The sequence below is a fragment of the Paenirhodobacter populi genome (assembly GCF_004022215.1).
Classification (GTDB): domain Bacteria; phylum Pseudomonadota; class Alphaproteobacteria; order Rhodobacterales; family Rhodobacteraceae; genus Rhodobacter; species Rhodobacter populi.
Window position 1 is genome coordinate 293,848 of the sequence record NZ_SAUZ01000001.1, and the last position, 13,851, is coordinate 307,698.

The window sequence follows — 13,851 nt, forward strand, 5'->3', positions numbered from 1 at the left end:
GGTCCCTCCGCTATCGCCGGCCGCCCATGGCGCGGGCGCGGGCGCGCGGATCGGCCTCGAACAGCGCGGCCAGCTGTTCGGTCATCGCGCCGGCCAGCTGTTCCACATCGGTGATCGTCACCGCGCGCTGATAGTAGCGCGTCACGTCATGGCCGATGCCGATGGCGATCAGCTCCACCGCCTTGCGCCGTTCCACCATGGCGATCACGTCGCGCAGGTGTTTTTCAAGGAAATTCGCCGGATTGACGCTCAGCGTCGAATCATCGACCGGCGCGCCGTCGGAAATCACCATCAGGATCTTGCGCGATTCGGCGCGCCCGATCATCCGCCGATGCGCCCATTCCAGCGCCTCGCCGTCGATGTTCTCCTTCAGCAGGCCTTCCTTCATCATCAGGCCAAGGTTCGCCCGCGCGCGCCGCCAGGGCGCGTCGGCCTGCTTGTAAATGATGTGGCGCAGGTCGTTCAGCCGGCCGGGCAGGGCGGGCCGCCCCGCCGCCAGCCATTTTTCGCGCGACTGGCCGCCCTTCCAGGCGCGGGTGGTGAAGCCGAGGATCTCCACCTTGACCGAGCAGCGTTCCAGCGTCCGTGCCAGCACATCGGCGCAGATCGCCGCGATGGAAATCGGCCGTCCGCGCATCGAGCCGGAATTGTCCAGCAGCAGCGTCACCACCGTGTCGCGGAATTCGGTGTCCTTCTCGACCTTGAACGACAGGGGCGTGGTCGGGTTCGCCACGACGCGCGCCAGCCGCCCGGCGTCGAGCGTGCCTTCCTCGCGGTCGAATTCCCAGCTGCGGTTCTGCTGCGCCTGCAGACGCCGTTGCAGCTTGTTCGCCAGCCGGCTCACCGCGCCCTTCAGCGGTTCGAGCTGCTGGTCCAGATAGGCGCGCAACCGTTCCAGCTCGACCGGCTCGGCCAGATCCTCGGCCCGGATCTCCTCGTCGAATTCGGTGGTGTAGATCTTGTAGTTCGGATCGGCCTGCGAGGCGGGCGGCGCGGGCTGCGGCTCGGGCGGCGCGTCGGACTGCGGCATCTCGACCTCTTCGCCGTCCTGATCGTCCGAGATCTCCTCGGTCGTCGCGGTGGCGGTGGCCTGATCCTGCTGTTCCTCCTGCGCGCGTTCGGATTGCGACTCGCCGTCATCCTCCTCGCTGTCGTCCATGTCCTGGTCTTGCGAGCTTTCGGGATCGTTCTCGGCGTCCTGCTGGTCGTCGGCCTCATCCTCGTTCGGCGTGTCCGGATCCTCGCCCAGCTGGTCGCCATAGCCGAGATCCGAGATCACCTTGCGCGCCAGCTTGGCGAAGGCGGTCTGGTCGGCCAGCAATTCGTTGATCCGCCCAAGCTCGCCCCCCGCCGACTGGTCGAGGAACGGCCGCCACAGGTCCAGCACGTTTTCCGCCGCGGGCGGCAGCTTGCGCCCCGTCGCCAGTTCCCGCACCAGATAGCCCGCCGCCACGGCCAGCGGCGCCTGATCCTGCGACCGGATCTGGCCGTAGCCGCGCCGGTCGGCGTCCCAGGCGATCTTCGCGTCGATATTGGTCAGCGTGCCCGGCATGTCGCGCGCGCCAAGCGCCTCGCACCGCGCCGTCTCCATCGCCTCGTAGAGCGATTTCGCCATGTCGCCCTGCGGCAGGTAGCGCGAGCCGACGGCGGCATCGTGGTGGCGCTGGTGCAGCGCCAGCGCATCCGCCGTGCCACGGGCGAGCAGCACCTCCTCGCGGGTCATGCGGCGGCTGACCTGCGGCAGGCGCATCGTCTCGCCCGAAACGCCCGAGGGATCCACCGAATAGGTCACCGTCAGATCTGGATCGGCGGCAAGCGTCTTCGTGGCCTCGGCGAGGGCACGTTTGAAAGGATCGGCGGGATTGTCGACGGGCTTTTTCATGGCTTCTGGTAAATCACCCCAAAGGCCCTTCGGCAAGAGGATTGGCACGGTGATCCGCGACAGGTGATCGCGGCGGGGATGTTCCGTCGCGCAGGGGGTCCGTGCGCGGTTGCACCGAAACAAATCCCTGCACCGCGCGTTGTGCGGCTAACCTGTCGGAGCCCCCGCACAGGACCCAACGGAACAGGAGACGGACATGACCGACCCACTGAAAATCGCCATCATCATCAGCTCGACCCGCGACACGCGGCTGGCCGACAAGCCGGCGCAATGGTTCGCCGATTTCGCCGCCACCGAACGGCCGGACCTGACGTTCGAGGTGCTCGACCTGCGCGACTTCGACCTGCCGTTCTTCAACGAGACGGCATCGAACGCCTGGGTGCCCTCGCAATCGCCCGAGGCGGTCGCCTGGCAAAAGAAGATCGCCGAGTTCGACGGCTACATCTTCGTCACGGCGGAATACAACCATTCGATCCCCGGGGCGCTGAAGAACGCGCTGGATCAGGCCTATGTCGAATGGGCGCACAAGCCGATGGGCGCGGTGGGCTATGGCGGTGTCGGCGCGGCCCGCGCGATCGAGCATCTGCGCCTGATCGCCGTCGAATTGCAGATGGTGCCGGTGCGCAACGCGGTGCATATCGGCGGCGGCGATTTCATGGCCATCTCGCCGCTTGGGCAGAACGGCGAGATGTCGGAAATCGCGTCCCATCTGGAAGGCTCGGCCAAGGCCCTGCTGGAGGACATCGCCTGGTGGGGGCGCGCGACCAAGGCCGCCCGCGCCTGAACCGGCCTCCCTCCGGGCGCTACGTCCACGGAACATGGCATTCCCACGCCGGTGCCGCTGACCGTTGCACATCACGGAAACCACCCGGCGCGATCTGCTGCTTTCGTGTTTCCATAAATATCCCGGGGGTGAGGCGCTTGCGCCGAGGGGGCAGCGCCCCCTTTCTCCCCATCCGCATGTCGCGCGATCCCGGTCCTGAACCGCCCGCTAGGATCAGCCCGTTTTGCGTCCCGTCCCCGGACGCATCCACGGCTGGATCAGCTCCCAGCAGCGGGCGAAGGCGACAGCCACGTCGCGGCTGTCCTTCTCGGGCTTCATCCGGTCCAACAGGGCGCGCTTGCCGACAAGCTGGCGCGCATCGCCCGCGCCGCTCATCTGCGCCTTGCGTAGGGCCAGCCCCATCTGCCATTGCGGCACGCGCTTTTCGGCCTCGGCCCGCAGGGCCTGATCGACGGTGGGGGAAATCCCCGCCACCATCGCCGGCTGTTCCTTGCGCAGGGTGCCGAACATCGCGGCGCAATAGGCGTAGATCTGGGCGGTGTCTTCGTCCTCTTCCCCGGCGGGCGCAGGGGCCTGCGGGGCCGGGGTCGGCGTCTGAGCCACCCCGGGGCCGGTCCCGGCCAGCGCCAGTGTCAGCGCGGTCAGGACCGCACGCCCAAGGCTCATTTCGGCGAGACGACCGCCGCGGATTCGGGCAGTTCCTCATCGAACAGGCGCTGATAGAACTCGGCCACGATCGGGCGTTCGAGTTCGTCGCATTTGTTCAGGAATGTCAGCCGGAAGGCATAGCCGACCGAGCGGAAGATCGTCGCGTTCTGCGCCCAGGCGATGACGGTGCGCGGCGACATCACGGTGGACAGGTCGCCGTTCATGAAGGCCTGCCGGGTCAGCGCGGCGACATGGACCATGCGGTTGATGGTCTTGCGGCCTTCCTCGGTGTTGTAGGTGGGCGCCTTTGACAGGACGATCGCCACCTCGGCGTCATGGTTCAGGTAGTTCAGCGTCGCCACCAGCGACCAGCGGTCCATCTGGCCCTGGTTGATCTGCTGCGTGCCGTGATAGAGCCCGGTCGTGTCGCCCAGACCCACGGTATTCGCCGTGGCGAACAGGCGGAAATAGGGATTCGGGGTGATGACCTCGTTCTGGTCGAGCAGCGTCAGCTTGCCGTCCGCCTCCAGAACACGCTGGATCACGAACATCACATCGGCGCGGCCCGCGTCATATTCGTCGAAGATGATCGCGGCGGGGTTGCGCAGCGCCCAAGGCAGGATGCCTTCCTGGAACACCGTCACCTGCTTGCCGTCGACCAGCTTGATCGCGTCCTTGCCGATCAGGTCGATCCGCGACACGTGGCTGTCGAGGTTGACCCGCACGGTGGGCCAGTTCAGCCGCGCCGCGACCTGTTCGATATGCGTGGATTTCCCGGTGCCGTGATAGCCCTGGATCATGACGCGGCGATTGTAGGCAAAGCCCGCAAGGATGGCGAGCGTGGTGTCCCGGTCGAACTTGTAGGTCGCGTCGAGTTCGGGCACCCGTTCCGTGCGTTCGGCGAAGCCCTTGACCTTCATGTCGCTGTCGATGCCGAAGACTTCGCGCACATCGATTTCTTCGGTGGGTTTCGCAGTGATGTCGAGCATGTCCGGGCCTTCCTTCCGCTGGCGCCGCTGTCGCGCCGGATTTCCCTTGGTGTTGTGGAACAAACTGCGCCCGCGTGCAAGGGGCGACGCTTGCGCGGGCCGCATTGCCGGCGCGGCACTCCGCCCCTAGATTGCGGATCGGGGCGGGAAGAACAGGGGGCGGAATGAGCGGTTTGCTCGCATTGCTGGATGACGTGGCGGGGATCGCCAAGATCGCGGCGGCTTCGGTCGACGATGTCGCGGGGCAGGCCGCGAAGGCCGGGGCGAAGGCCGCGGGCGCAGTCATCGACGACGCGGCGGTGACGCCGAAATACGTGCAGGGCTTCGCCGCCGCGCGGGAACTGCCGATCGTCGGCAAGATCGCGCTCGGCTCGATCCGCAACAAGCTGGTCATCCTGCTGCCGCTGGCGTTGCTGCTGTCGTCCTTCGCGCCATGGGCGATCACGCCGCTCCTGATGCTGGGCGGCAGCTACCTGTGTTTCGAGGGGGCGGAAAAGGTCTTCCACGCGCTCTGGCCCGGCGAGGCGCATGAGGATGTGGATGCCAAGGGCGATCCGACCGAGCTGGAGCAGTCCAAGGTCGCCGGCGCGGTCAAGACCGATTTCATCCTATCGGCCGAGATCATGACCATCGCGCTGGCCGCATTGCCGCAGGGCCAGCCGATCTGGATGGAGGCGCTGGTTCTGGCGATCGTCGGCATCGGCATCACCATCGCCGTCTATGGCGGTGTGGCGCTGATCGTGAAGGCGGACGACATCGGGCTGTGGCTTGCCCGCGAGGGACGGGCCGGGGCGACGCGGGCCTTTGGCCGCGGGCTGGTGCGGGTGATGCCGGGCTTCATGAAGGCGCTGATGATCGTCGGCACGGCGGCGATGCTCTGGGTGGGCGGCAGCATCGTGCTGCATGGCGCGGCCGAAACCTTCTGGGCCGTGCCCTACGAGGCGATCCATTATCTGGCCGAAACCCTCGCCCACCGGATGCCCGCGGATTTTCAGGGTGCTGTGAGTTGGGGGGTGACGGCGCTCTGCGACGGCATCTTCGGCGTGGTGTATGGGGCGCTGATGATTCCCGTGGCGAAATGGATCGTCGGGCCGGTGATCGGTTTGTTCCGCAAGGACCCGGTGGCCGGCTGACGGCAAGGGGGGCAGGGGGCCAGCCCCCTCTTGGCCTTCGGCCAATTCACCCCCGGGATATTTATGGAAAAACGACGGGCAAGGGACTGGTAAGGAAGCACGGCGCCCGGACTATTCGATACCCCGGATCAGATGGCTGTCCGGTAGCCGGAGTTTCGGGTCGCGCCCCTCCGCTATCGTCTTCCATGAATATCCCCGGATGAGGCGGATCAGGCGGCCTTCCAGTGGAAGGATGCCCCGCCGAATGCGGATCAGGTGGCCTTCCAGTGGAAGGACGCCCCGTCGAATGCGGATCAGGCGGCCTGCAGGCCAAAGGCCGCTTCGTCGATAAGGTGGCCTTTCATGGAAGAAGGCCGCGCCGAATGCCGGAACGGACGGGGACGGCGCCCCCGGCTATCGCGCAGCTACCGGAAGTTCCGGCTGTCCTTGATCTGGTCCCAGGCCCAGACGACCTCCTGCAGCATTTCCTCCTGCGAGCGGTCGCCGCCGTTCATGTCGGGGTGCAGCACCTTGATCAGCGCCTTGTACTGGGCGCGGATCTCGGTCTTGCTCATCGTGTCGCGGGCGTCGAGGATGTCGAGCGCGCGGCGTTCCGTCGGAGGCAGCTTGCGTCCGACCGTAGTGCGCCCCGGGTTCTGCGTCGCATTGGCGCCGAGCATTTCATGGGGATCGGTGATCCCGTGCCGCGCCCAGCCCATTTCCTCTTTCGTCTTGTGGCCAAAGGGCTTGGTCGGCCGTTCCCAGACCGTCGCATTGTCGAGGAAGCGCTGGAATTCCTCTTCCGACTGACCTTGGAAATAGTTCCAGTTCAGATTGTATTCGCGGATATGTTCCTTGCAGAACCAGTAGTAGTCGTCGAGCACCTTGGGGCTTTTCGGCGCGCGATACTGACCGGGTTCGTTGCAGCCTTCATGGTCGCACTTCCGGGTCGAGGTCTCGAAAGCGCCGGACATGCCGCGCCTGCCTTTGGTGCGCCGCTTCTTGTCGGCGGCTGCCGAGATGTTGAAGCCGAAGGGATCGCCCGTGCTCATCCTTACCTCGTGTTCTGGTCGTCATTCCTCAGGCCGGTTCCGGGGCGGAAGCGGCGCCGGAGCCGGGGCGCGGGGCGTCCGACTCGGGCGAGGCAGTTTAGGGGAAATGGCGGGACTTGTAAGGTCAAAAGCCCCCGGATGCCGCGGATGTCAGGCCTCGGCCTCTTCCGCCGGGCCAAGGCGCGGTGCCCTGCCCTCGGGGGCGAAGGCCGACAGGTGGCCGCTGCGCGGCTGTTCCTGCGTGGGGGCCGAAATCGCGGCAATGGCCTGCGGGGCGCCGCCCCCCTGAACCGGACGGCGGAACACCAGCAGATTGTGGAAGACGGTCGTTTTCGACGTCAGGCCGGTACGTTCCTCGGCGGGCAGGGTATCGGCGCGCCAGTATTCCCAGCCGTCGCGGGCCATTTCATTCATCACCTGCGTCAGCGCATGGGCGAAGCGTTCGGCCCCGGTCTTCAGGCCGCGTTCCTTTTCGCCGCGCGAGGGAGCGGGAATCACATTGTATTCGTAGGACTGCATTGCTGAACCTCGTCTGGCATTGCGGCCGTGCATCTGGGGCCGGGCATCTGGCCGGTGGAACTGCGCCGCTCTAGGCCTTCCCGTCATGCGCGTCAATAAACGATGGAGAGACCGAGATGGGGGCGATGCGGGAAAAAACAAGCCCCGCGTTCCGCGGGGCTTTCGGGGGTCAGAGGCCGAGCTTCTTCGCCACCAGTTCATTCACCGCCGCCGGGTTCGCCTTGCCGCCCGAGGCCTTCATCACCTGACCCACGAACCAGCCGGCGAGCTTCGGATTGGCCTTGGCCTTTTCCACCTGCGCGGGGTTTGCGGCGATGATCTCGTCCACCGCCTTTTCGATCGCGCCGAGGTCGGTGACCTGCTTCATCCCGCGCGCGTCCACGATCTGAGCCGGATCGCCGCCTTCGGTATAGACGATCTCGAACAGGTCCTTGGCGATCTTGCCCGAAATGTCGCCCGACTTGATCAGCCGGATGATGCCGCCCAGCTGCACGGGGCTGACGGGGCTGTCGCCGATCTCGGCGCCGTCCTTCTTCAGTCGGCCGAACAGCTCGTTGATGACCCAGTTCGCGGCGAGCTTGCCGTCTTCGCAGGCGGTCACGACCGCCTCGAAGTAATCGGCGTTCTCGACCTCGGCCGTCAGCACCGAAGCGTCGTATTCGCTCAGGCCCAGATCGGTGACGAAGCGGTGCTTCTTGGCGTCCGGCAGTTCGGGCATGGTCGCGGCGATGTCGTCGACCCAGCCCTGCTCGATTTCCAGCGGCAGGAGGTCCGGGCAGGGGAAGTAGCGGTAATCGTGCGCCTCTTCCTTCGAGCGCATCGAGCGCGTCTCGTTCTTGTCCGGATCATACAGGCGGGTTTCCTGCACCACCTTGCCGCCGTCTTCCAGAATGGCGATCTGGCGGCGCGCCTCGTAGTCGATTGCGGCCTGGATGAAGCGCATGGAGTTCATGTTCTTCAGCTCGCAGCGCGTGCCGAGATGGCCGAAATCCTGCGTTTCCTGATATTTCTCATACTGGCCGGGGCGGCAGACCGAGACGTTCACATCGGCGCGCAGGTTGCCGTTCTGCATGTTGCCGTCGCAGGTGCCCAGATAGCGCAGGATCTGGCGCAGCTTGACGACATAGGCGGCCGCCTCCTCGGGGCCGCGGATATCGGGGCGCGAGACGATTTCCATCAGCGCCACGCCGGTGCGGTTGAGATCGACGAAGGACATGTTCGGATCCATGTCGTGGATCGACTTGCCGGCATCCTGTTCCAGATGGATCCGCTCGATACGCACCTTGCGCGCGACGCCCGGCCCCATGTCGACAAGGATCTCGCCTTCGCCCACGATCGGGTGGTAGAGCTGGCTGATCTGGTAGCCCTGCGGCAGGTCCGGATAGAAATAGTTCTTGCGGTCGAAGGCCGAACGCAGGTTGATCGCCGCCTTCAGGCCAAGCCCGGTGCGCACCGCCTGCGCGACGCAGAATTCGTTGATGACCGGCAGCATCCCCGGCATCGCCGCATCGACGAAGGCCACATGGCTGTTCGGCTCCGCCCCGAAGCCGGTCGAGGCGCCGGAGAACAGCTTGGCGTTCGAGCTGACCTGCGCATGGACCTCCATCCCGATCACCAGTTCCCAATCGTGTTTGGCACCGGCGATGACTTTCGGTTCGGGGGTCTTGTAGCTGAGGTCAAGCATGGTCCGCATCCGTTTCAGGTCCTTCCGCCTTCTAGGACAGCACGGCGACCGGGGCAAGTTCCGAGGCGTCATCCCCGCGGAGAGCGCGCAGGGGGCGCTGCCCCCTCGGCCTTCGGCCTCACCCCCGGGATATTTATGGAAACACGAAAGCCATGCGCTTCTGCCGTCGTTTTTCCAAAAATATCCCGGGGGAGCCCGGAACGGGCGGGGGCAGCGCCCCCTGCGACGGTTCAGCCCAGAAGCCGTGCGGTCATCTCGCCCAGATCGCGGCTGAGGCTCGGCTGCGCGGCGATGCGCGCAAGCTCCGCCCGCATCTTCTCCTGCCGGGCTTTGTCGTAGCGCGCCCATGTCTCGAAGGCCGTGGACATCCGCGCCGCGGTCTGCGGGTTCAGCGGGTCGAGCCGGATCAGCCAGTCGGCATAGAAACGGTAGCCCGCGCCGTCCTTGCGGTGGAAGCCCGCGTGGTTCGCCGACAGCCCGCCGAGGACCGAGCGGAAGCGGTTCGGGTTGCGCCAGTCGAACAGCGGATCCGAGGCGAGCCGGGCGGCGAGGTCCGGGGCCTCGTCCGGTGGGCAGAGCGAAAGCTGCGTGACGAACCATTTGTCCATCACCAGCGGGTTCCCCTGCCACCGCTTGCGGAAGGCGGCGAGTTCGGTTTCGGCCTTGCCCGCGGTCACCAGAATGCCGAGCGCGCCGAGGCTTTCGGTCATGTTGCCGGCCGAGGCATAGAGCGCGCGCGCCCGCGCCGCGTCGTCGCGCAGCGACAGCAGCGACAGGCAGGCGAGCCGCAGCGACCGCAATCCGGCCGAGGCCGCATCGGGCTTGTAGGGGCCGGGGACGGCGCTGGCATCAAAGAGATGCGCGAGCGCGGTTTCATGCCGTTCGGCCAGCGCCGCCATCAGCGCGCGGCGGGCGCGGTGGATCGCATCCGGATCGACGGTCTGGCCCGCGGTGAACAGGCTCTGGGCGATCTCATCCTCGCCGGGCAGGCGCAGGATCAGCGCGCGGAAGGCGGGCGACAGGCTTTCGTCGCCGATCAGCGCGCCGAGCGCCTCGACATAGGCGGGATCGGGTTCCGCGCCGACGGTCATCGCCGTCAGCGTCGCGCGGGCGAGGTTGCGCCCGGCTTCCCAGCGGTTGAACGGATCGGTGTCGTTCGCCAGCAGGAAGGCCTGTTCCTCGGCCGAGGTCTGGCGCTCCAGCACCACGGGCGCGGAAAAGCCCCGCAGGATCGACGGCACCGGCTTCGCGCCAAGCCCGGTGAAGGTGAAGCTCTGCCGGTCGCCGGTCATTTCCAGAACGGTCGTGGGCACCACCTCGTCACCGTTCGGCGACAGAAGCCCGACGGCGATCGGGATATGCCGCGCGGGTTTTTCCGGCTGGCCGGGCGTGGGCCGGGTTTCCTGCGTGAATTCCAGTGTATAGGTGCCGTCCTTGAAGTCATCCGTGACTTTCAGGCGCGGGGTTCCGGCATCGGTATACCAGTGCTTGAACTGGCTCAGGTCGCGGCCCGAGCTGTCCTCGAACACCTTGATCCAGTCCTCGATCGTGCAGGCCTGCCCGTCGTGGCGCTCGAAATAGAGATCGAGCGCCTTGCGATAGCCTTCCGGCCCGACAAGGGTTTTCAGCATCCCCACCACCTCGGCGCCCTTTTCGTAGACGGTGGCGGTGTAGAAGTTGTTGATCTCGCGGTAATGGTCGGGGCGCGGCGGATGGGAAAGCGGGCCTGCATCCTCGCGGAACTGCCGCCCACGAAGCGTGATCACATCCTCGATCCGCTTGACCGGGCCGAGCCGCATGTCCGAGGTGAAGCTCTGGTCGCGGAAGACGGTCAGCCCCTCTTTCAGGCAGAGCTGGAACCAGTCGCGGCAGGTGATCCGGTCGCCGGTCCAGTTGTGGAAGTACTCGTGGCCGATCACCCCCTCGATCCGCTCGTAATCCAGATCGGTGGCGGTTTCCGGCGAGGCGAGGACGAGCTTGGAGTTGAAGATGTTCAGCCCCTTGTTCTCCATCGCGCCCATGTTGAAATCATCGACCGCGACGAGGTTGAAGAGGCTCAGGTCGTATTCCCGGCCATAGGCTTCCTCGTCCCATTTCATCGCGCGGGCGAGCGCGCCGAGCGCGAAGGCGGTGCGGTCCTCGTCGCCCGGGCGCACCCAGATGTTCAGATCGACGGTCTTGCCCGACATCGTGGTGAAGGTGCCATGCGTCGCGACCAGCTCTCCGGCGACGAGCGCAAAGAGATAGGCGGGCTTCGGCCAGGGATCGTCCCATTCGGCCCAGCCGGGGCCATGGCCCACGGGATTGCCGTTCGACAGGAGCACGGGCTGATCCCCCTCGATCCGCACGTGGAAGCGCGCCATCACATCGGGGCGGTCGGGATAAAAGGTAATCTTGCGAAAGCCTTCCGCCTCGCATTGCGTGCAATACATGCCTTTCGACATGTAGAGCCCCTCAAGGGCGGTGTTGTCCTCGGGCGCGATCTCGACCTCGGTTTCGAGGGTGAAGGCGCCTTCGGGCAGCGCGGCGGGATGGATCGTCAGCCCGGCCTCGGTCAGCAGGTAGTCGGCGGGTTTCAGCGCCTGCCCGTCGATGGCCAGCGAGATCAGTTTCAGCTCCTCGCCGTCCAGATGCAGGGGGGCGCCTTCCTCGCGCGGGGCGAGCGACAACGCAGCCTTCACCCGCGTCGCCTTGGGCGCAAGGCGGAAGGTCAGCGAGACGTGATCGAGCGTGAAGGGATAGGGGCGATAGTCGGAAAGATACGTGGTGCCGTCCATGAAAACCTGCCTTTCGGTTGCGCTCAAGCTAGGCATCTGTCCGGGCGGGGGCAAGGTGATGTGAGGGAACGCAGCGGGATTTCGGCTGGACAGCCGCGCGCTTCGTGCCGAAACTCCCCCAAACGGAAAAGGAGGGTCCGATGACCGCACGGGTGGAACGCGAAGGGTTGCAGGTGGCGGCGGAGCTTGCCGACTTCATCGAGGCGCAGGCGCTGCCCGGGACGGGCGTCGATCCGGCGGCCTTCTGGGCGGGGTTTTCGACGCTCCTGCATGATCTTGGCCCGAAGAACCGCGATTTTCTGGCGCGGCGCGAGGCGATACAGGCGCGGATCGACGCCTGGCATCTGGAACACCGGGGCGAGGGGCATGACGCCACCGCCTACCGCGCCTTTCTGGAAGAGATCGGCTATATCGTCCCCGAAGGCCCCGATTTCACCATCGAGACGCCGCGCACCGACCCGGAATTCGCCACCGTCTGCGGGCCGCAGCTTGTGGTGCCGATCATGAACGCGCGCTATGCGCTGAATGCCGCCAATGCGCGGTGGGGCAGCCTTTACGATGCGCTTTACGGCACGGATGCGCTTGGCGATCTGCCGCAGGGCAAGGGCTACGATCCGGCGCGCGGGGCGCGGGTGATCGCCTGGGCGAAGGAGTTCCTTGACGGCGCGGCGCCCTTGGTCGCCGGATCGTGGAAGGATGTCACGCGGCTCTGGGTGCAGGACGGCGGATTGTTCGCCGAGACCTCGGAGGAAACCGGGCTGATGGACCCGGCGGCGTTCGTGGGCTATGCCGGCCCGGCGGATGCGCCGACGGAAATCGTTTTGAAACACAATGACCTGCATGTCATTGTCGAGGTGAATCCTGAACATCCGATCGGCCGCGACGATCCCGCCCATATCGCCGATATGCGGCTGGAATCGGCGATTTCCTCGATCATGGACTGCGAGGATTCCGTCGCCGCCGTCGATGCGCCCGACAAGGTCCTGGCCTATGAAAACTGGCTCGGCCTGATGAAGGGCGATCTGGTCGAGGAGGTCGCCAAGAACGGCAGGACCTTCACCCGCAGCCTCGCCCCGGACCTGACCTTCACCGCGCCTGAAGGCGGCGAGGTCACGCTCAAGGGCCGGGCGCTGATGCTGGTGCGCAATGTCGGCCATCTGATGACCAATCCCGCCATCCTGACCCGCGACGGGGAAGAGGTCTACGAGGGCCTGATGGATGCGATGGTCACCACGCTCTGCGCGATTCACGATCTGCAGAAAACCGAAGGGCCGCGCAATTCGGTCACCGGCTCGGTCTATGTGGTGAAGCCCAAGATGCACGGGCCGCAGGAAGTCGCCTTCGCCGACGAGATCTTTGGCCGGGTGGAGGATGTGCTGGGCCTTCCGCGCTATACCGTCAAGCTTGGCATCATGGACGAGGAACGCCGCACCTCGGTCAATCTGAAGGAATGTATCCGCGCGGCGAAGCACCGGGTGGCGTTCATCAACACCGGCTTCCTCGACCGGACGGGGGACGAGATCCACACCTCGATGGAGGCCGGGCCGATGCTGCGCAAGGGCGAGATGAAATCGCAGCCCTGGATTCAGGCCTATGAGGATCGCAACGTCGATATCGGGCTTGCCTGCGGGCTGGCGGGCAAGGCGCAGATCGGCAAGGGAATGTGGGCGATGCCCGACCGCATGGCCGACATGCTGGCGCAGAAGGTCGGCCATCCGCTGGCCGGGGCGAATTGCGCCTGGGTGCCCAGCCCCACCGCCGCGACGCTGCATGCGACGCATTACCATCAGGTCGACGTCAAGGCCCGCCAGCAGGAGATCGCCACCCGGCACCGTCCGGCGCGGCTCGACGATCTGCTGACCATCCCGCTGGCCTCGGGGCGCAACTATGCCGACGCCGACATCACCGCCGAGATCGAGAACAACGCGCAGGGCATCCTTGGCTATGTCGTCCGCTGGGTCGATCAGGGCGTCGGCTGTTCCAAGGTGCCCGATATCCACGATGTCGCGCTGATGGAGGATCGCGCCACCTGCCGGATTTCCAGTCAGGCGCTGGCGAACTGGCTGCATCACGGCGTGGTCAGCGAGGGGCGGGTGATGGAGGCCCTGCGCAAGATGGCCGCCGTCGTCGACCGGCAGAACGCGGGCGATCCCGCCTATCACCCGATGGCGCCGGATTTCGAGGGGCTGGCCTTTCAGGCGGCCTGCGACCTCGTGTTCCTCGGCCGGGTGCAGCCCTCGGGCTATACCGAACCCGTGCTCCATGCCCGCCGCCAGCAGGTGAAGGCGCAGGCGTGAACGCATCCGCAAGGGGCGGCGGATCCCCGCCGCCGCCCGTATTTTCGGCATATGCCGAAATGCACAGCCTTTGCGCTTTCGCTGGCCTTTTCCTCGCCGCTTTCGCC

The 13,851-nt window shown here is 66.1% G+C and carries 10 protein-coding genes; 3 read left to right on the forward strand and 7 right to left on the reverse strand.

The window, feature by feature from the left end:
• Positions 1–10: 10 nt before the first annotated feature.
• Positions 11–1,882 (reverse strand): cobaltochelatase subunit CobT, encoded by a 1,872-nt coding sequence (gene cobT, locus D2T30_RS01320; RefSeq protein WP_128184156.1) that lies wholly within the window; start codon positions 1,880–1,882, stop codon positions 11–13.
• Positions 1,883–2,078: 196 nt separating this feature from the next.
• On the opposite strand from cobT, the gene D2T30_RS01325 reads away from it, so the two are divergent.
• Complete coding sequence (locus D2T30_RS01325; RefSeq protein WP_128207315.1) at positions 2,079–2,666, forward strand: NADPH-dependent FMN reductase; 588 nt, start codon at positions 2,079–2,081, stop codon at positions 2,664–2,666.
• Positions 2,667–2,879: 213 nt separating this feature from the next.
• On the opposite strand, the gene D2T30_RS01330 is transcribed toward D2T30_RS01325, so the two are convergent.
• Both D2T30_RS01330 and cobS read right to left on the reverse strand, forming a co-directional pair.
• Positions 2,880–3,332 carry a hypothetical protein gene (locus D2T30_RS01330; protein WP_128207316.1) on the reverse strand — a complete coding sequence of 151 codons (453 nt, stop codon included), beginning with the start codon at positions 3,330–3,332 and terminating at the stop codon, positions 2,880–2,882.
• Positions 3,329–4,303, reverse strand: coding sequence for a cobaltochelatase subunit CobS (gene cobS / locus D2T30_RS01335; RefSeq protein ID WP_128184162.1), 975 nt, complete (start codon positions 4,301–4,303; stop codon positions 3,329–3,331). Before cobS ends, D2T30_RS01330 begins: the two co-directional genes overlap by 4 nt.
• Before the next feature lie 164 nt (positions 4,304–4,467).
• Here cobS and D2T30_RS01340 point away from each other — a divergent pair, with 164 nt between their 5' ends.
• Entirely contained in the window at positions 4,468–5,436 is a 969-nt protein-coding gene (locus D2T30_RS01340) for a DUF808 domain-containing protein (RefSeq protein ID WP_128207317.1), read from the forward strand.
• 404 nt (positions 5,437–5,840) lie between these two features.
• On the opposite strand, the gene D2T30_RS01345 is transcribed toward D2T30_RS01340, so the two are convergent.
• The 4 genes from D2T30_RS01345 to pepN all read right to left on the reverse strand — a co-directional run bounded on the left by D2T30_RS01345 (position 5,841) and on the right by pepN (position 11,447).
• A complete protein-coding gene (locus D2T30_RS01345; protein ID WP_128184166.1) occupies positions 5,841–6,467 on the reverse strand; it encodes a J domain-containing protein in 627 nt (208 codons plus the stop codon).
• Between the two features lie 150 nt (positions 6,468–6,617).
• A complete protein-coding gene (locus D2T30_RS01350) occupies positions 6,618–6,986 on the reverse strand; it encodes a DUF4177 domain-containing protein (protein ID WP_128207318.1) in 369 nt (122 codons plus the stop codon).
• 169 nt (positions 6,987–7,155) lie between these two features.
• On the reverse strand, positions 7,156–8,670 hold the full coding sequence (gene gatB, locus D2T30_RS01355) for an Asp-tRNA(Asn)/Glu-tRNA(Gln) amidotransferase subunit GatB (protein ID WP_128207319.1): 1,515 nt from the start codon (positions 8,668–8,670) through the stop codon (positions 7,156–7,158).
• Positions 8,671–8,900: 230 nt separating this feature from the next.
• The gene (pepN, locus tag D2T30_RS01360) at positions 8,901–11,447 is read right to left on the reverse strand and encodes an aminopeptidase N (protein ID WP_128207320.1); all 2,547 of its coding nucleotides are present in this window, start codon (positions 11,445–11,447) and stop codon (positions 8,901–8,903) included.
• A gap of 140 nt (positions 11,448–11,587) precedes the next feature.
• Between pepN and D2T30_RS01365 the strand changes: the two genes are divergently transcribed.
• The gene (locus tag D2T30_RS01365; RefSeq protein ID WP_128207321.1) at positions 11,588–13,744 is read left to right on the forward strand and encodes a malate synthase G; all 2,157 of its coding nucleotides are present in this window, start codon (positions 11,588–11,590) and stop codon (positions 13,742–13,744) included.
• Positions 13,745–13,851 lie beyond the last annotated feature (107 nt).